This window comes from Planotetraspora thailandica, from assembly GCF_016863335.1.
Taxonomy (GTDB): domain Bacteria; phylum Actinomycetota; class Actinomycetes; order Streptosporangiales; family Streptosporangiaceae; genus Planotetraspora; species Planotetraspora thailandica.
This window is the reverse complement of record NZ_BOOR01000061.1, coordinates 41,018-58,390: the sequence shown is the minus strand read 5'-3', so window position 1 is coordinate 58,390 and position 17,373 is coordinate 41,018. Positions and strand designations below refer to the sequence as shown.

17 protein-coding genes are annotated in these 17,373 nt (G+C 68.8%); all 17 read right to left on the bottom strand.

Features of this window, described 5'->3' with window-relative positions; translation table 11 throughout:
* Positions 1-73 precede the first annotated feature (73 nt).
* Positions 74-1,168: a sensor histidine kinase gene (locus Pth03_RS32755; protein WP_203948315.1), complete on the bottom strand. Its 1,095-nt coding sequence runs from the start codon at positions 1,166-1,168 to the stop codon at positions 74-76.
* A 107-nt stretch (positions 1,169-1,275) separates the two neighbouring features.
* Entirely contained in the window at positions 1,276-2,109 is an 834-nt protein-coding gene (locus Pth03_RS32750; RefSeq protein ID WP_203948314.1) for a TrmH family RNA methyltransferase, read from the bottom strand.
* A 69-nt stretch (positions 2,110-2,178) separates the two neighbouring features.
* The gene (gene rplT / locus Pth03_RS32745; protein WP_203948313.1) at positions 2,179-2,559 is read right to left on the bottom strand and encodes a 50S ribosomal protein L20; all 381 of its coding nucleotides are present in this window, start codon (positions 2,557-2,559) and stop codon (positions 2,179-2,181) included.
* Between the two features lie 22 nt (positions 2,560-2,581).
* Entirely contained in the window at positions 2,582-2,776 is a 195-nt protein-coding gene (gene rpmI / locus Pth03_RS32740) for a 50S ribosomal protein L35 (RefSeq protein WP_203948312.1), read from the bottom strand.
* A 168-nt stretch (positions 2,777-2,944) separates the two neighbouring features.
* Positions 2,945-3,622 (bottom strand): translation initiation factor IF-3, encoded by a 678-nt coding sequence (gene infC, locus Pth03_RS32735; RefSeq protein ID WP_275413260.1) that lies wholly within the window; start codon positions 3,620-3,622, stop codon positions 2,945-2,947.
* A 213-nt stretch (positions 3,623-3,835) separates the two neighbouring features.
* Positions 3,836-4,666: a shikimate dehydrogenase gene (locus Pth03_RS32730; protein WP_203948311.1), complete on the bottom strand. Its 831-nt coding sequence runs from the start codon at positions 4,664-4,666 to the stop codon at positions 3,836-3,838.
* Positions 4,663-5,802 carry an endolytic transglycosylase MltG gene (gene mltG / locus Pth03_RS32725; protein ID WP_239119540.1) on the bottom strand — a complete coding sequence of 380 codons (1,140 nt, stop codon included), beginning with the start codon at positions 5,800-5,802 and terminating at the stop codon, positions 4,663-4,665. Before mltG (Pth03_RS32725) ends, Pth03_RS32730 begins: the two co-directional genes overlap by 4 nt.
* Positions 5,803-6,001: 199 nt before the next feature.
* A complete protein-coding gene (gene mltG, locus Pth03_RS32720; RefSeq protein WP_203948309.1) occupies positions 6,002-7,036 on the bottom strand; it encodes an endolytic transglycosylase MltG in 1,035 nt (344 codons plus the stop codon).
* On the bottom strand, positions 7,033-7,530 hold the full coding sequence (ruvX, locus tag Pth03_RS32715) for a Holliday junction resolvase RuvX (RefSeq protein WP_239119539.1): 498 nt from the start codon (positions 7,528-7,530) through the stop codon (positions 7,033-7,035). Before ruvX ends, mltG (Pth03_RS32720) begins: the two co-directional genes overlap by 4 nt.
* A gap of 28 nt (positions 7,531-7,558) precedes the next feature.
* Positions 7,559-10,231 (bottom strand): alanine--tRNA ligase, encoded by a 2,673-nt coding sequence (gene alaS / locus Pth03_RS32710; protein ID WP_203948307.1) that lies wholly within the window; start codon positions 10,229-10,231, stop codon positions 7,559-7,561.
* A 1-nt stretch (position 10,232) separates the two neighbouring features.
* A complete protein-coding gene (locus Pth03_RS32705) occupies positions 10,233-10,439 on the bottom strand; it encodes a hypothetical protein (protein WP_239119538.1) in 207 nt (68 codons plus the stop codon).
* A 50-nt stretch (positions 10,440-10,489) separates the two neighbouring features.
* On the bottom strand, positions 10,490-10,942 hold the full coding sequence (locus Pth03_RS32700) for a DUF948 domain-containing protein (RefSeq protein ID WP_203948305.1): 453 nt from the start codon (positions 10,940-10,942) through the stop codon (positions 10,490-10,492).
* A 95-nt stretch (positions 10,943-11,037) separates the two neighbouring features.
* Entirely contained in the window at positions 11,038-12,372 is a 1,335-nt protein-coding gene (locus Pth03_RS32695; RefSeq protein WP_239119537.1) for a replication-associated recombination protein A, read from the bottom strand.
* A gap of 16 nt (positions 12,373-12,388) precedes the next feature.
* Positions 12,389-12,865 (bottom strand): DUF2231 domain-containing protein, encoded by a 477-nt coding sequence (locus tag Pth03_RS32690; protein ID WP_203948304.1) that lies wholly within the window; start codon positions 12,863-12,865, stop codon positions 12,389-12,391.
* A 542-nt stretch (positions 12,866-13,407) separates the two neighbouring features.
* On the bottom strand, positions 13,408-15,177 hold the full coding sequence (gene aspS, locus Pth03_RS32685; protein WP_203948303.1) for an aspartate--tRNA ligase: 1,770 nt from the start codon (positions 15,175-15,177) through the stop codon (positions 13,408-13,410).
* Entirely contained in the window at positions 15,174-16,430 is a 1,257-nt protein-coding gene (gene hisS / locus Pth03_RS32680; protein WP_203948302.1) for a histidine--tRNA ligase, read from the bottom strand. Before hisS ends, aspS begins: the two co-directional genes overlap by 4 nt.
* Entirely contained in the window at positions 16,430-17,125 is a 696-nt protein-coding gene (locus Pth03_RS32675) for an MBL fold metallo-hydrolase (protein WP_203948301.1), read from the bottom strand. Before Pth03_RS32675 ends, hisS begins: the two co-directional genes overlap by 1 nt.
* Positions 17,126-17,373: the final 248 nt, after the last annotated feature.

The window sequence follows — 17,373 nt, the reverse complement described above, 5'->3', positions numbered from 1 at the left end:
CAAGGTCGAGTTTAGTGGGGTCGGCCCACCGGGCCGTCATCCGCGCTGCGCGAGCCGTGCGGAAGAGCGCAGCTCAGGCGAATTCAGGGGCCCCGGTGGGCAAGGTAAATCGAAACTCGGCGCCGCCGCCGGGCGCCCGCTGAACGGTGATCGTGCCGCCGTGGGCCTCGACCAGTCCCTTCACGATGAAGAGCCCGAGCCCGGTGCCGCCCCTGCGGCGGCCGTTGCCCCGCCAGAACTGGCGGAAGACGCGCGTGACGAGCTCAGGCGCGACGCCCTCACCCTGATCACGCACGGACACGGCGATTCCCCATTCGACCGGCTCGACTACTACGGACACGGTACCGCGTCCGTGCCTGACGCCATTCTCCACCAGATTGGACAGGATTTGGTCGATCTTGTCCTGATCCAGCCAGGTTTCTGGCAATTCCCCGTGTACCTCGAGGCGAAAACGGTCTTCCGGCTCTCCCGCGGCGACCCGGCCCGCGATGATCCGCCGGGCCCGTGCCGGGACGTCCACGATCTGCCGGTGCACCTGTAAACGGCCGGACTCGATCCGGGACACGTCGAGAAGCTCGGTGATCAGCCGGGTGACGCGGTCGGCGTCGGCGTTGACCGTCTCCAGCATGACCAGCTTCTGGGCGTCGGTGAACCGCTCCCACTTGGCCAGCAGCGTGGCCGTGAAGCCTTTCACGCTGGTCAGCGGAGACCTGAGCTCGTGAGCGACCGTGGAGACGAGGTCGGCTCTGCTCCGCTCCACCCGGGCTCTGGCGGAGGCGTCCCTGATGGTGATCACGACGCGGGTGACCGGGCCGCCCCGCTCGGGTGCGCGCACGAAACGCGCGGCCACGAGCACCTCCTGCCGCCCCGGCAGAGTCAACGGGCGTTCCGGCTGGCGAGACCGCGTTCGCAGGCCACCGTGCGGATCAAGCCACTTCCACCAGTCGCGGCCTTCGAGGTCGCGGAACGGCAGGGCCTCGGTGATGTGCCTGCCGACCGCCGCTTCACGGCTCACTCCGGTCAGTCGTTCGGCGGCCCGGTTGACGATCAGGACGATGCCCTCGTGGTCGGCCGCCACGACCCCGTCGGGCAGCTCGTCGACGCAGATGTACGCACTCCCGTCGGCAGGCCCGTGAAGGGAACCGCCGGGGGTGCCGCCACCTCGCACGAGACCGCCTCCTCAACCCTCGGGAGCCCCGCGGAACGGAACCGCGCCGCACGACTTCCGCGACTCCACCGCCGACAATAGCGGGTTTCCGGGGATCTTCAGCAGCCTCAGCGGGGCGAGGTGGTGGGATCTTCCACGGAAGATAAGTTCTCCCGCTGAACGCGGGCGGATGAGTACAAGCACACTGCGGCGGCGGTGGCGAGGTTGAGGCTTTCCGCCCGCCCGTAGATCGGCACGCGCACGACCTCGTCGGCCAGTTCGAGGAGCTCGGGCGGCAGACCCCACGCCTCGTTGCCGAACAGCCACGCGGTGGGCCGGGCCAGGTCGACCTCGTCGAGGGTCACGGTGCCCGCCCCGTCGGCCGCGAGCACCCGCAGGCCCGCCTCCTTGGCCTGCCGTACGGCATGGGCCACCGATGCGCCCGTCGCCACCGGGAGATGGAAGAGGCTGCCGGCGCTGGCCCGCACGCATTTGCCGTTGTAGGGGTCCACCGACGCGTCGGTGAACACGACCGCGTCGGCGCCCGCCGCGTCCGCCGTACGCAGGACGGTGCCGGCGTTCCCGGGGTCGCGGACGTGGGCGAGCAGCGCCACCAGCCGGGTGCCGGGCCGTATGGCCTCGGCCAGGGGAACGTGCACGAACCGGCAGACCGCGAGGATGCCCTGCGGGGTGATCGTCTGGGTCAGGTCGGCCATGACCTCGCCGCTGGCCCTGTGGACGGGGACCCCGGCGGCGAGGGCGGCGCCGACGATGTCGGGATGCCGCGTCTCCGCCTCGGCCGTGGCGAAGAGCTCGACCGTGACGTCGTCGAGCGTCAGGGCCTCGCGAACCGCCTGGGGTCCTTCGGCCAGGAATGCCCGGTCGCGGTCACGGAAGGCCCGCTTGGTCAGCCGGCGCGCGGCCTTGACCCGCGGCGACCTGGTGCTGGTGAGCTCCGCCATGCCTTGCTCGATCCCCCCTTGACGTGAATGAGGGCCCACCGGCGTCGGCGGGCCCTCAGTGGTGCGGTCTTACGCGACCGGCGCGTTCACGTCGGCCGGGAGCGCCTTCTTGGCGGACTCGACGAGCGTGGCGAAGGTCTGGGTGTCGGTCACCGCGAGGTCGGCGAGGATCTTCCGGTCGACCTCGATGCCCGCGAGGCGCAGGCCCTGGATGAACCGGTTGTAGGTGATGCCGTTCGCCCGGGCGGCGGCGTTGATGCGCTGGATCCAAAGACGGCGGAAGGTGCCCTTCTTGTCCTTGCGATCCCGGTACGCATAGGTCATGGAGTGGAGCATCTGCTCCTTGGCCTTGCGGTAAAGGCGCGACCGCTGCCCCCGGTAACCGCTCGCCCGCTCGAGGACGACCCTGCGCTTCTTCTTGGCGTTGAGCGCCCGCTTCACGCGTGCCATGTTGTTCTATCTCCCCGGGTCGTTACTTGGCGAGCAGCTTCTTGATCTTCTTGGTGTCGGCGTCGGACATGACGACGAGACCTTCGAGACGGCGCGTACGGGTGGACGGCTTGTACTCGAACAGGTGCTGCCGGTTGGCACGGCGGCGAACGACCTTGCCGGAACCGGTGAGCCGGAACCGCTTCTTCGCACCGCTGTGCGTCTTCATCTTCGGCATGTCAGCCGTCTCTCCCTCGTTGTCCGTACCGCCGGTCCAGGGCCGAAACCCCGGCCGACGGCATGCTCACTCCGCGAGACCGTCCCGGTCTCCGCCTTGTCGATGCTCCATCTGATGGTTCAGAGGGGCTCGTCACTCCGCTCACGCGGCGTGGCCGTTGCCTCCGGCTCACTCCGCCGATGCGGGTGCCTCCGCCTGCGCCGTCGCCTCTGCCGCCTCTGTCGCGTCTTCGTCCGCTCCGCGCTGCGCCCGCGCCGCCGCCTTCTCGGCCTTGGCCTCGGCCTTCTTCTTGTGCGGACCGATCACCATGATCATATTGCGGCCGTCCTGCTTCGGCTGCGACTCCACGAAGCCGAGCTCGGTGACGTCCTCCGCGAGGCGCTGCAGGAGCCGGAAACCGAGTTCCGGACGGGACTGCTCGCGGCCCCTGAACATGATCGTGACCTTGACCTTGTCCCCCGCCTTGAGGAAGCGCACGACGTGACCCTTCTTGGTCTCGTAGTCGTGCGGATCGATCTTCGGCCGGAGCTTGATCTCCTTGATGATCGTATGCGCCTGGTTGCGGCGGGCCTCGCGTGCCTTCATGGCCGACTCGTACTTGAACTTGCCGTAGTCCATGAGCTTGCACACGGGCGGGCGGGCCGTCGCGGCGACTTCGACGAGATCGAGGTCGGCTTCCTGAGCCAGTTTCAGTGCGTCCCCGATGGAGACGATGCCGACCTGCTCGCCGTTCGGGCCGACGAGGCGGACCTCCGGCACACGAATACGATCGTTGATGCGGGGCTCGGTGCTGATGGGACCTCCAAAAGGCTTCCGCTTACTGCTCGACCGTGCGGGAAAAGCCAAAAACCCCGCACGTCACGCATGCGGGGTCACTGAGCTCTCCTGCCGAAAACTCCGGTGTGATCCTGGACCCGTCTGCCTTTCGGCGGATCAGGTGGGAGGAGACCTCCGCTTGCGCGTCCAGCTGGCATGCCGGACCGATCGATGGCAACGATACCACAAACACGCTGCCCCGCCGAACCATTCCCGCGCGGGCCCAGGCCCGATGCCGCCGGTTCAGGCGGACCTTCGGGCGATCTCCGCCTCCCCCGCCGCACGCATGGCCTCCACCGGCACGTCGTCGCGGCCGGTCATGAGCTCGACCTGCCTCACCGCCTGATGCAGCAGCATCGGGAACCCGCCGACGACGGTGCCGCCTCGTTTCTGTACGGCTCTCGCCAACGCGGTCGGCCAGGGCGAGTAGACCACGTCGAGCAGCGCGCCTTTCTCCGGAAGCGCGCGGGCCACGTGAGTGGCGAGGGCGTCGGCCGCCCCGGAAGGCAGGGTGGAGACGATCAGATCGGCGTCGAGGGCGTCGTCGAAGGATCGCACGGTCACCTCGACGCCCAGGCGGGCCGCGACGTCGAGGGTCTCGCCCGCGCGGGCGGCGTCCCGCACGGCCAGCGTCACCTCGGTCAGGCCCATCTCGCGCAGGGCGGCGACGGCGGACGCCGCGGTCGCTCCCCCGCCCAGGATCGCGGCCGCCGACGGCGAATCCGCGCCCGCCTCGGCCAGCGCCTGGACGATCCCGTACACGTCGGTGTTCTCCCCGTGCCGGGCGCCGTCCTTGAAGATCACGGTGTTGGCGGCGCCCACCTGGACGGCCGGCTCGGAGACCGTGTCCAGAAGCGGCAGCACGGCACGCTTGAGCGGCATGGTCAGCGACAAGCCGGCCCACTCGGCGCCCATCGTCTCGACGAGCGCCGCGAGCCCGTCCTCGGTGCATTCGAACGCGTCGTACCGCCAGTCGCTCAGGCTCATGGCGGCGTACGCCGTACGGTGCAGGATCGGGGACAGGGAGTGCCCGATCGGGGAGCCGAGGACCGCGGCCCGGTGACGCACGGTCATCCGTAGTTCCGGTTGAACTCGTCACGGAGCTTGATGAACTGCTCCTCCGTCTCGGCGAACTTCGTGATCCCTCGCTTGGGGTCGGTCGTCACGAAGAACAGCCAGTTGCCGTCCGCCGGATGCAAGGCGGCCTCGATGGCGTGGTCACCGGGGTTGGCGATCGGCCCCGGCGGCAGGCCGTAACGCCTGTAGGTGTTGTACGGCGACGTGCTCTGCAGGTCGGCGTTGGAGGCGGAGATGCCGTACTTGTTGAGCCCGTACATGACGGTGCTGTCCATCGAGAGCTTCATCGGCGGGTTGCGCTCGAGCCGGTTGTAGATGACCCGCGAGATCTTGGGCATGTCACTGACCTTGCCCGCCTCAGCCTGGATGATGCTCGCGATCGTCATGATGTCGTGGGGGCTGTACCCGAGCTGCTGGGCCTCCTGCTCGAGGTTGAGCTTCTCGGCCGTCTGCGTGTACCGGTCGACCATGGCGGTCAGGACCTCCGCCGGGCTCATCTTCGGGTCGATCTCGTAGGTGGCGGGGAAGGCGTAGCCCTCCAGCCGCCCCTTGGCGTAGCTCGGCAGGCCGATGTCGCCCTTCGCCGCCTGCTTGAAGGCGCTGATCGGTCGTCCCGTCGCCTTGGCGAGCTGCTCGTAGATCTTGCTGAGCCGCAGGCCCTCCTGGAAGGTGACGTTGTCGGTGATGCGATTCTTCGGGTCGAGCATCGCGAGGGCGGCCTCCGCCGACATGCCCTTGCGCAGTTTGTAGGTGCCGGGCTGCAGGGACGCCGTCTTGCCCGCGGCGCCGATGGCGTTGATGAACGCGCGGGCGCTGGCCACGACGCCCTGCTGTTCCAGCGTCTGGGCGACGTCGGAGGCGATCGCACCCTGCTTGATCTCGATCGAGACCTCGCCCGTCCCCTGTCCGGTGTAGTCCGCGGGGATCATGACGTTGCGGACCCAGTTGTACCCGTAGTAGCCGACCCCGCCGAGCACTAAGACGACCACCACGACGGCGAACACGGTCGCGGCATGCCCCTTGCGGCGTTGCCTCTTCCTGCGCTTGCGGCTGCGGCGCTGCTGACTACGGCTGCCGCGAGCACGACGCCGGGACGAGGGTTCCTCGTCCTCGTCGCCTAGCAGGAAGTCCATGCCCAAGTCATTCATAGTGCGCTGGCCAATCTCTCGGTACGGCCGGCTCCGCGCCCAGGCAGAGCGTGCCGGACCAAGGGGGTTTCCGGCGTGGGACGGAGGGGTCGCCCGTCCCCGTGTCCTGCTAGATGTTACGCGGGCGGAGACTCCCGTCAGGTGAAACCCTATGAGAGCAACCGACCGAATGGTCCCCGATCAGCTAGTTCGTCCTGAGATTTCGATTCAGCTCATCCCGATACTTCAGGAACTCGGACTCCTTGTCCGTAAATTTCGTGATCCGCTTGCGCGGATCTGTGGTGACGAACCAGTACCAGTCGCCATCGGCGGGATGAAGCGCCGCGTAGAGCGCCTTCTCCCCCGGATTGCTGATCGGCCCCGGCGGCAACCCCTCATGCGCATAGGTGTTGTACGGCGAGGCGACCTTGGTGTCCTTTTCCGACACCTTGAGCGTGTGCCGCCTGAGGACGTAGTTGACCGTGCTGTCCATTTCGAGCTTGCCGCCCCGGAGCAGCCGGTTGTACATGACTCTGGCGATCTTCGGATACTCGGCGTCCTGGCCGCCCTCCGCCTGGATGATGCTCGCCATCGTGACGATCTCCAGAGGCGTCCGGTTCCGCTCCTTGGCGAGCCGCTCCAGATCCACCGAACGGGCGGCCTCCCGGAATCGATCGACCATGTTCGTGAGCAGGTCGCGTGCGGTCGCGGCGGGATCGACCTCATAGGTGGCGGGGAACAGGAATCCTTCGACCTGGCCCTTGGCGTAGCCGGGCAGATGCAGCGCGCCGGGATCTTCCGCCGCCTTCTTGAACTCGGCCAGCGGAATGCCGGAGCCGGCCGCGAGCGTGGCCAGCACGTCGTCGAGACGCATGCCCTCGGGCACGGTGACCTTCCGGATCACCCGCGACTTCGGGTTCAGGAGCAGGTCGAGGGCCGAGGAGGCCGCCATGCGGTGCTTCAGGCGATATTGACCCGGCCGCAGGCTGGACTCCTTCGACCTCGCCACCACCTCGCCGACGAACGACTCGGTGCTGGCGACCACGTCGGCGCGCTTGAGCGTCTCGGCGATCTCGCCGGCGCTGGAGCCGGGGGTGATCTCCACCGTCACCGACCCCGTACCGGTCCCTTCGTAGTCACCCGGGCCGGAGACGGTCCCCACGACGGAACGCACTCCGAGCACGACCGCGATCGTGACCAGGGCGGCGCCGCCGATCACGACGAAAGCCGCCCGGCTCACCGCGCGTCCCAGTCGCTCGCTTCCTCGCCGGGCCCCCGGCCCGGCGGTTCGAGTGCCGTGCCCGGAGGCCGTCCGCTTGCCCGTTCGGAGTCGATCGCCGCCTGGAGCAGCACGACGGCCGCCGCCTGGTCGATGACGGCCCGCTGGTTCTTCGCCTTGACCCCGCTCGACCGCAGGCCCTGCTGGGCGGTGACCGTCGTCAACCGCTCGTCGAACAACCGGATCGGTGTGGGCGCCAGCCGGGCCGCCAACTGGGCGGCGAAAGCCCGGGCCTCCGCCGCCGCATGGCTCTCCTTGCCGGAAAGCGACCGCGGCAGCCCGACGACGATCTCGATCGCCTCGTGCTCCGCCGCGATCTCGGCGATCCTGTCGACGTCGCCCCGGCCTCGCCGTACGGTCTCGACAGGCGTGGCCAGCAGCCCGGAAGGGTCACTGCGGGCCACGCCGATCCGGACCGACCCGGCGTCGACGCCGATCCGGACGCCGTGCCTCATGATCTGCTCTTCACGCGGGTGCGCCCCGTCAGGAGAGAGCAGAGGAGATCGACTCCTCGACGGCGCGCAACGCGTCGCCGATGGCCTCAGGCCGCGTTCCTCCGCCCTGCGCCACATCGTCCTTGCCGCCACCGCCACCCCCAAGCGTCTTGGCGGCGACGCTGACCAGTCGGCCGGCCTTCAGGCCCCGGTCGCGTCCCGCCTCGTTGACCACGGCGACGACGACCGGACGGTCTGAGGGGACACCGGCGACGACGACGACCGTGGCGCGGTCGCTCGGGAATCGGCCGCGCACATCAAGGGCGAGCTTACGCAAGTCGTCGGCGGAGGTGCCATCAGGCGCGCGGTGGGTCACGACGGACACACCGTCGAGGTCGCCGGCCTGCCCCGCCAGCTCGCCCGCGACGGCGAGGACCTGGGCCGACTTGAGCCGCTCCAGCTCCTTCTCCGCGGTGCGCAGGCGGGTGACGATGCCGTCGATCCGCTCGGGCAGCTCCTCCTTGGGCGTCTTGAGCTGCTCGCTCAGCTGGCTGACCAGCACGCTCTCCCTGGCGAGGAAGCGGAAGGCGTCGATGCCGACGAGCGCCTCGACGCGGCGCACACCCGCGCCGATCGAGCCCTCCCCCAGCACCTTGACCAGGCCGAGCTGGCCCGAGCTCGCGACGTGCGTGCCGCCGCACAGCTCGCGGGAGTAGTCGCCGACCTCGACGACCCGCACCTCGTTGCCGTACTTCTCGCCGAACAGCGCGAGCGCGCCCATGGCGCGCGCCTCGTCCTGCGAGGTGTAGAACGCGTTGACCTTGAGGTCGTTGATCAGGACCGCGTTGACCTCGTCCTCGACGTCGCGCAGCACGGTCGGGGAGACCGCTCCGGCCGCGGTGAAGTCGAAGCGGAAGCGTCCGGGCGAGTTCTCCGAACCCGCCTGGGCCGCGGACTCGCCGAGCGCGTTGCGGAAGCCCCGGTGGACCAGGTGGGTCGCGGTGTGGCTGCGGGAGATCGCACGCCGGCGCTCCACGTCGACCTCGGCGTGCGCGTGGTCTCCGATGCGGATCTCTCCGTGCTTGACCTTGCCGCGGTGGACGATGAGCCCGGCCACCGGCGTCTGGACGTCGACGATCTCGACTTCCGCGCCGTCGGTGCGGATGACGCCCTGGTCGGAGAGCTGGCCGCCGCCCTCGGCGTAGAACGGGGTGCGGTCGAGCACGACCTCGACCGTGGAGCCCGCCCCCACTGCGGGCACGTTGGCACCCTCGACGAGCAGGCCGACGACGGTCGCCTCAGCCGACGTGTGGTCGTAGGCCAGGAAGTCGACCTTGCCGGACTTCTCCAGGATGTCGCCGAACACGGAGATGTCGGCGTTGCCGGTCTTCTTCGCCGCCGCGTCCGCCTTGGCCATGGCCCGCTGCTCCGCCATGAGGCGCCGGAAACCGTCCTCGTCGACCTGGAGACCCTGCTCGGACGCCATCTCCAGCGTGAGGTCGATGGGGAAGCCGAAGGTGTCGTGCAGCTGGAACGCCTGAGCCCCGCTGAGCGTGGTCGACCCCTTGCGCTTGTTCTCCTCCACCGCGACATCGAAGATCGCCGTGCCGGTGCGGAGGGTGCCGAGGAACGACGCCTCCTCCGCGTCGATGACCGTGTGGATGTTGGCCGCGTCCACCGTCAGGTTGGCGTACTGCCGGCCCATCACGGAGATCGTCACGTCGGTCAGCTCATGCATGTACCGCTCCTCGCCCGCGCCGAGCAGGCGGAGGTTGCGGATCGCGCGGCGGAGCATGCGGCGCAGTACGTAGCCGCGGCCCTCGTTGCTCGGGATCACGCCGTCGCCCACCAGCATCACGCCGGCGCGCATGTGGTCCGCGATCACCCGGAGCGAGACGTCGGAGCGGTGGTTGCGGCCGTAGCGCGTGCGGGTGAGCTCGGCCGCCCTGTTGAGGATCTTGTAGGTGGTGTCGATCTCGTAGATGTTGTCGACGCCCTGCAGGATCGCCGCCATGCGCTCCAGGCCCATGCCGGTGTCGACGCTCTTGGCGGGAAGCTCGCCGACGATGTCGAAGTCTTCCTTGCCGCGGACCGCGCCGAGCTGGAACTGCATGAAGACGTTGTTCCAGACCTCGAGATAGCGGGTCTCGTCGGCGACCGGGCCGCCTTCCCTGCCGTACTCGGGGCCGCGGTCGTAGTAGATCTCGGTGCACGGCCCGCCGGGGCCGGGCACGCCCATGTGCCAGTAGTTGTCAGCGAGCCCGCGCCGCTGGATGCGCTCGAGCGGTACGCCGGCCTTCTTGTGCCAGATGTCCAGCGCCTCGTCGTCGTCAAGGTAGACGGTCGCCCACAGCCGGTCTTCGGCGAAGCCGAAGCCGCCCTCGGACTGGGGCTTGGTCAGCAACTCCCACGCGAACGGGATCGCGTCTTCCTTGAAGTAGTCGCCGAACGAGAAGTTGCCCAGCATCTGGAAGAAGCTCGCGTGCCGGGTCGTCTTGCCGACCTCGTCGATGTCGTTCGTCCGGATGACCTTCTGCGCGCTGGTGGCACGCGGGTACGGCGGCTTGCGCTGGCCGAGGAAGTAGGGCTTGAACGGGACCATGCCCGCGTTCACGAGAAGCAGCGTCGGGTCTTCGGCGACCAGGCTGGCCGAGGGAACGACGGTGTGTCCGCGCTCCTCGAAGAAGCGCAGGAAGCGGCGTACGATCTCTGCCGACTCCATTTCAGCGGCCATCCTTTACGTCGTCGTATCTGGTGGGTCTTGTTTCAACACTGTCGAGTCGCAGCTGTGCCCGCAACTCGGTTTCCCTGCTCGCCGACTGGCGGCGAACGTCGACCGCGAAGTCCTTGAACTGGTCCGCGAGCCCCGCCACCCGGCCGGCCGTACGCCTGGCCACGTGGTCGGGGCGCAATGCCTGAAGCTTACGCATAGTCCAGAGGGCGACAAACGCGCCCAGTGCCATGTAGAAGAGCCGGCGGATCATCCCTGGCGCCTCCCCGTCAGGCCGCGCGCCCCGGCGTCGTCCCTGCCCTGCTCGTCGAGCGCCGGACGCGGGCGGGGAAGCCGCTCACCCGCCACGCGGCCCCGGCGCCTGGCCAGGGCCTCCCGCACCCCGTGGCTCAGGGCCGACAGCTTGACGACCGGACCGGCGAACAGCGTGGAGGCGGCGCCGGTGATCTTCACCATGTTGCCGCTCACGTCCCGCACGTTGTCGGTGATGGCCTCCACCGAGGCGAGTTGCCGGTTGGTCTCGGCGACCGTCTGGCTCACGTCCTCAAGGAGAGGCACCACGCGCTCGCTGAGATCGGCCACGAGGCTCGTGGTCTTGACCAGCAGGCGAGCCAGCCTGACCAGCACGACGGCCATGAAGCAGACCAGGATCGCCCAGAAGATGGCGACGATCAGGCCGGCGAGCTCTCCCGCGGTAAGCACTGCCGATCTCCTTTAGATCACCGGAGCTGGAATGGCAAGACCCTATCGTGAACGGCCTGCCTCCTGATGCGCTCCACACGCCCCGCCGGTACGGCTCAGCCCGCCTTGGGATCGCCCTCGCCCCGGAGGAAGGCCCGGATCTTGGCCCATCGCTCGGCGAAGCGCCCCTCGGCGCCGTGCCGCGTCGGCTCGTAGTAGCGCCGCTCCAGCAGTTCCTTCGGTACGTAGTCCTGCCTGACCAGGCCGTGTTCGAAGTCGTGGGGGTACTGGTAGCCCTTGCCGTGGCCGAGCTTGGCCGCGCCCTGGTAGTGGGCGTCGCGCAGATGGCCGGGGACCTGGCCGATCAGGCCGCGCCGTACGTCGTCGGAGGCGGCCCCGATCGCCTTGACGACGGCGTTGGACTTGGGCGCCAGCGCGCAGTGAATCACGGCCTGGGCGAGGTTGATGCGGCCCTCGGGCAGTCCGATGAACTCAACCGCCTGGGCCGCCGCCACGGCGACCTGCAGGCAGGACGGGTCGGCCATGCCCACGTCCTCGGAGGCGAAGATCACGATTCGCCTGGCGATGAACCTCGGGTCCTCCCCCGCCTCGACCATCCGGGCCAGGTAGTGCAGCGCGGCGTCGGCGTCCGAGCCGCGCATGCTCTTGATGAACGCGCTGATCACGTCGTAGTGCTGGTCGCCCTGGCGGTCGTAGCGCACCGCGGCTTTGTCGACCGCCTTCTCCACCACCTCGATGGTGACGTCGCCGGTCTCGTCCGCGAGCAGCGCCGCGGCCTCCAGGTAGGTCAGGGACCTGCGGGCGTCGCCCCCCGCCAGCCGTACGAGCTGGTCCAGGGCGTCGGGCCGCAGGGTGACGCGCCCGCCGAGCCCGCGCGGGTCGGCCACGGCGCGCTCCAGGACGGCCCGGACGTCGTCTTCGGAGAGCGGTTCGAGGGTGAGCAGCAGTGACCGCGACAGCAGCGGGGAGATGACCGAGAAGAACGGGTTCTCCGTGGTGGCCCCGATGAACGTGACCCAGCGGTTCTCGACGGCGGGCAGCAGTGCGTCCTGCTGGGCCTTGTTGAACCGGTGGACCTCGTCGACGAACAGCACGGTCTGCCTGCCGGTCATGCCGAGATCGCGGCGCGCCTGGTCGATCGCGGCCCGGACGTCCTTGACTCCGGCGGAGACCGCCGACACCTCGACGAACCTCCGCTTGGTGACGTTGGAGACGACGTAGGCGAGCGTCGTCTTGCCGGTGCCGGGAGGCCCCCACAAAAACAGCGACATGGGAGCCTCGCTCTCGACCAGTCGCCGCAGCGGCGTGCCCGGCCCGAGGAGGTGCCGCTGGCCGATCACCTCGTCGAGGCCGCGCGGTCGCATGCGGACGGCCAGAGGCTCCTGACTTCTGTGGGCCTCCTCGGCCGCCGAATCGAACAGACTCTCCACAACGCAGAGGTTACCGTCAGCTGCCCCAGACCGCCCTGGCGCCGCTGTCCCCCGCCCGGAACACGTAGTAGGCCACCACGAGCGCAAGCACCACCGCCAGCACGGACAGCACGAGGCTGACGGCCCTGGCGGAGCCGGTCGCGGCCGTACCCGGCTCCCGCACCGGACGGGTCAGGTAGACCAGCACCAGCGCGACGACGCCCAGCCCGAGAGTGCTGAAGAACAGCGGGTTGGCGAAGCTCGAGTGGTCGAGGACGGGCTGCGGGATCTGCCCCTTGAACAGGCGAGCCTCCAGCTCCTCACCGCTCTCCTTGGCGCCGAACACCGCGGCGGGGGCGGCGATGGCGGTCAGCACGACCGCCCAGTCGAGCCTGCGGCGGAAAGCGGGGAGGACGGCGTAGGCGATGCTCAGCACGACGAGCAGCGGTGTGAGGACCACGGCCGCGTGAATTATCAGGGGGTGTGCGGGGAGACCGAGGATCTGGTCGAACATTCGTATCGCTCCTGGGCTGAGGTGCGAGAGGGGGTTATAACTCTCGCTGCACTCTCATACGAATTTCATCAGCAAGCGGTTCTCGCCTCAACGCCAAATGTGGAAGAGATCACCCACCTTGGTGCTGATCACCGCCCCTTGGTGGTGATCACCGCCCCTTGGTGGTGATCATGCAGAAGTTCGCGAGAACCTCGCCCCACCAGCCCGTTCCCTGGTGGTGATCATGCAGAACTTCGGCGGCACGGCGTATGACCTGGGCTTACACGATTCGTGATCATGCAGTAAATCGCCGAACCAGTCTTTGAGCTGCGGCTCAGCCGCACGTGATCATGCAATGCGTACGGCACTGCATGATCACGTACGGCATAAGCCCAGGCCGGCCGCCATGCGCACGAACTTCTGCATGATCACGGACAGGGTTTCCGCTGGCCAGGATGCTCGCCCGCGAACTTCTGCATGATCACGCGCGGCGTCTCCGCTGGCCAACCCCATAACGGCCGAACTTCTGCATGATCACGCCCAGGTTGACTCTCGCGAGATTGTCACGCCGAGGGCTGCGGGGCGGGGGCGGCCGCCTTGGACTTGGCGTCCACACCGGCCTCCCTGCGCTGCTCAACCGTGATCGGGGTCGGCGCCCCGGTCAGCGGGTCGAAGCCGGATGCGGTCTTCGGGAAGGCGATGACGTCCCGGATCGACTCGCCGCCCGCGAGCAGCATGCAGATCCGGTCCCAGCCGTAGGCGATGCCTCCGTGCGGCGGCGGGCCGTACTTGAACGCCTCCAGCAGGAAGCCGAACTTGCTCTCCGCCTCCTCCTTGGAGATGCCCAGCACGTCGAAGACCCGCTGCTGCATCTCGGCGCGGTGGATTCGGATCGAGCCGCCGCCGATCTCCATGCCGTTGCAGACCATGTCGTAGGCGTAGGCGAGCGCCTCGCCGGGGTGGTCCTGGAAGTTGTCGGCCCATTCGGGCTTCGGCCCGGTGAAGGGGTGGTGGACCGCGGTCCAGCCGATCTCGCGGCCGACCTCGTCGACGACGGGCTCGAACATCGGGGCGTCGACGACCCAGAGGAACGACCACTGGGATTCGTCGATCAGGTCGCACCGGCGGCCGATCTCCAAGCGGGCCGCGCCGAGCAGGTCACGCGAGGGGCCGAGCGCACCCGCGGCGAAGAAGATCGCGTCGCCCGGCTTGGCTCCGGTCGCCTCCGTCAGGCCGGCGAGCTCCTTCTCGGACAGGTTCTTGGCGACGGGCCCGCCCAGGCCGTCCTCCTGGACCAGGACGTAGGCCAGGCCGCGTGCGCCGCGCGCCTTGGCCCAGTCCTGCCAGCCGTCGAGCTCCTTGCGGGTCTGCGACGCACCGCCCGGCATGACGACGGCACCGACGTACGGCGCCTGGAACACCCGGAACGTCGTGTCCGCGAAGTACTTCGTCAGGTCGACGAGCTCGACGCCGAAGCGGAGGTCCGGCTTGTCCGAGCCGTACCTCGCCATGGCGTCGGCGTAGGTCATCCGCGGCAGCGGGGTCGGCAGCTCGTAGCCGAGGGTCTCCTTCCAGATGCGCCCGATCAGCGCCTCACCGAGCTCGATCACGTCGTCCTGGTCGACGAACGACATCTCGATGTCGATCTGGGTGAACTCGGGCTGCCGGTCGGCGCGCAGGTCCTCGTCACGGAAGCACCGGGCGAGCTGGTAGTACCGCTCGAGTCCGGACACCATGAGCAGCTGCTTGAACAGCTGGGGCGACTGCGGCAGCGCGTACCAGTTGCCCGGCTGGAGCCGCACGGGCACGAGGAAGTCGCGGGCGCCCTCGGGCGTCGAACGGGTGAGGTTCGGCGTCTCGACGTAGACGAAGCCACGCTCGCGCATGACCTCGTTGGCCAGGTAGGTCGCCTGGGAGCGGATCCGCAGCGACTGGGCGATCTGCTGGCGGCGGATGTCGAGGTAGCGGTACTTGAGCCGCGCCTCCTCCGACACATCCGCGCCGCCCTCGATCGGGAACGGCAGCGGCGCCGACTCGCTGAGCACCTCGACCTCGGAGGCGACGACCTCGATCTCACCGGTGGGCAGCTCGGGGTTCGCGTTGCCCTCGGGCCGTACGCGCACCTCCCCCGTGACCTTGACGCAGTACTCCGAGCGCAGGTCGTGGGCGTGATCCTCCTCGCGGAAGACCACCTGGGCCGACCCCGAGGAGTCGCGCACGTCGATGAAGACCACGCCACCGTGGTCGCGGCGGCGCGCCACCCAGCCCGCCAGCGTCACCCGCTGGCCTTCATGCTCCTTACGAAGCGTCCCTGCTTCGTGAGTGCGGATCACGAGAGTTTCCCTTTCAGAACGTCGACGACCTCGGCGAGCGGCACCGCGGTCTGGTCACCTGTGGTCAGGTCTTTCACTTGTACGGCTCCCGCCTCGATGTCCCGGTCGCCGAGGATCAGGGCGTACCGGGCGCCGCTGCGGTCGGCGGCCTTCATGGCGCCCTTGACGCCCCGGCCGCCGAAGGCCATGTCCACCGCCACGCCGTTCCGGCGCAATTCGGCCACCAGCGGGAAGATCCGGCGCCTGGCCTCCTCGCCCAGAGGGACGGCGAAGACCTCGACGTGCCCCGGACGCTCGGTGAGCAGCCCTTCAGCCTCCATCGCGAGGACCGTACGGTCGACTCCGAGGGCCCATCCGACGCTCGGCAGGGCGGGCCCGCCGATCATCTCGCTCAGGCCGTCGTAGCGTCCGCCGCCGCCGACCGCGGACTGCGCGCCCAGGCCGTCGTGGATGAACTCGAAGGTCGTACGCGTGTAGTAGTCGAGCCCGCGGACCAGCCTCGGATCGTCGGTGTAGGTCAGCCCCGCGCTGGTCAGCAGGCCGCGGACCTCCTCGTGGTAGGCCTTGCAGGCCCCGCACAGGTGGTCGGTCATCAGAGGCGCGTTCACCAGCTGCGCCTGGACCTCGGGCCGCTTGTCGTCGAGGACCCGCAGCGGGTTGATCTCGATGCGCTTCCTGGTGTCCTCGTCGAGGTCGAGCCCCCGCAGGAACTCCTGCAGGGCGGCGCGGTAGGCGGGGCGGCACTCCTTGCAGCCCAGCGAGTTGAGCAGCAGCCGCACATTTTTGAGGCCGAGCGAGGCGTAACCGTCGGCGGCCAGCACGATCAGCTCGGCGTCGAGCGCTGGGTCCTCCGCGCCCAGCGCCTCGGCGCCGACCTGCGAGAAGTGGCGGTACCGGCCCGCCTGTGCCTTCTCATAGCGGAAGTAGCTGCCCGAATACCAGAGCTTGATCGGGAGTGCCCCGCCGTACAGGCCGTGCTCGAGGACGGCGCGCATGACGCTCGCGGTGCCTTCGGGGCGAAGGGTGAGCGACTGGCCGCCCTTGCTCTCGAAGGTGTACATCTCTTTGGTCACGATGTCGGTCGACTCGCCGACGCCGCGCGAGAACAGGCCGGTGTCCTCGAAGGCCGGCGTCTCGATGTATCCGTAGCCGGCGCGGCGGGCGGGCGCCGACAACGCGTCGCGCACGATGAGCGCCCACTCGGAGCGCGGCGGCATCCAGTCGAAGGTGCCCTTGGGCGCCTGAAAGGTCATTACAGTCCCCTGCTAGGGCCGCTGTGCGGCGCCATTTCCCTGAGGTAGGGGTTGGTGGCGCGCTCGCGGCCGATCGTCGTCTGTGGTCCGTGACCGGGCAGGACCAGCGTCTCGTCCGGCAGCGTCAGCGTTTTCGCGAGACTGCGCAGGATCTCCGCATAGTCGCCGCCCGGAAGATCGGTGCGGCCGATGGAGCCGGCGAACAGCAGGTCGCCCGAGAACATGACCTCCGCGTCCTGCGTATCGTCTCGCAGGGGCGTCCTGAACGTCACCGACCCCCTGGTATGGCCGGGGGTGTGGTCGACCGTGATGTCGAGTCCGGCGAGATTCAGCGTGGCGCCGTCGGACAATTCCCGCACGTCGTCGGGCTCGCTGAACTCCAGACCGCCGAACAGCTGTCCCGCCTGCGCCGAGAACCCCTTGCCGGGGTCGGACAGCAGTTCGCGGTCGTCGGGGTGGATCCACGCCGGAATGTCACGCGCGCCGCAGACCGGCGCGACCGACCAGACATGGTCGATGTGCCCGTGGGTCAGCAGCACGGCCACCGGCTTCAGCCGGTGTTCCCTCAGCAGATCGTCGAGCCCTCCGGCGGCGTCCTGACCAGGATCCACGACAACGCACTCCTCGCCTGGGGCGGGAGCGACGACATAGCAGTTGGCCTGGAACGACCCTGCTGGAAACCCGGCGACGAGCACGGAAGCGCCTCTACGTCTCGTGACGATGTATCAAGGATTACGCGAGCGAATGTAACCGAAGGGTACCGGTGCGGGTCGGCGGGCTGCGAACCAATACCCGTGTGCCGATACGATTCGCCCACCTCAATAGTCATTCTTGGAGCAGTCGAGCCGGACGCTATAGAGGGGCCCCCCGTTGGGGAGATCATCTGGTCTCTCCGTACGGAGGACCTCCGTGGCCGACCGGCATCCGGCCGCGCGACCATCGG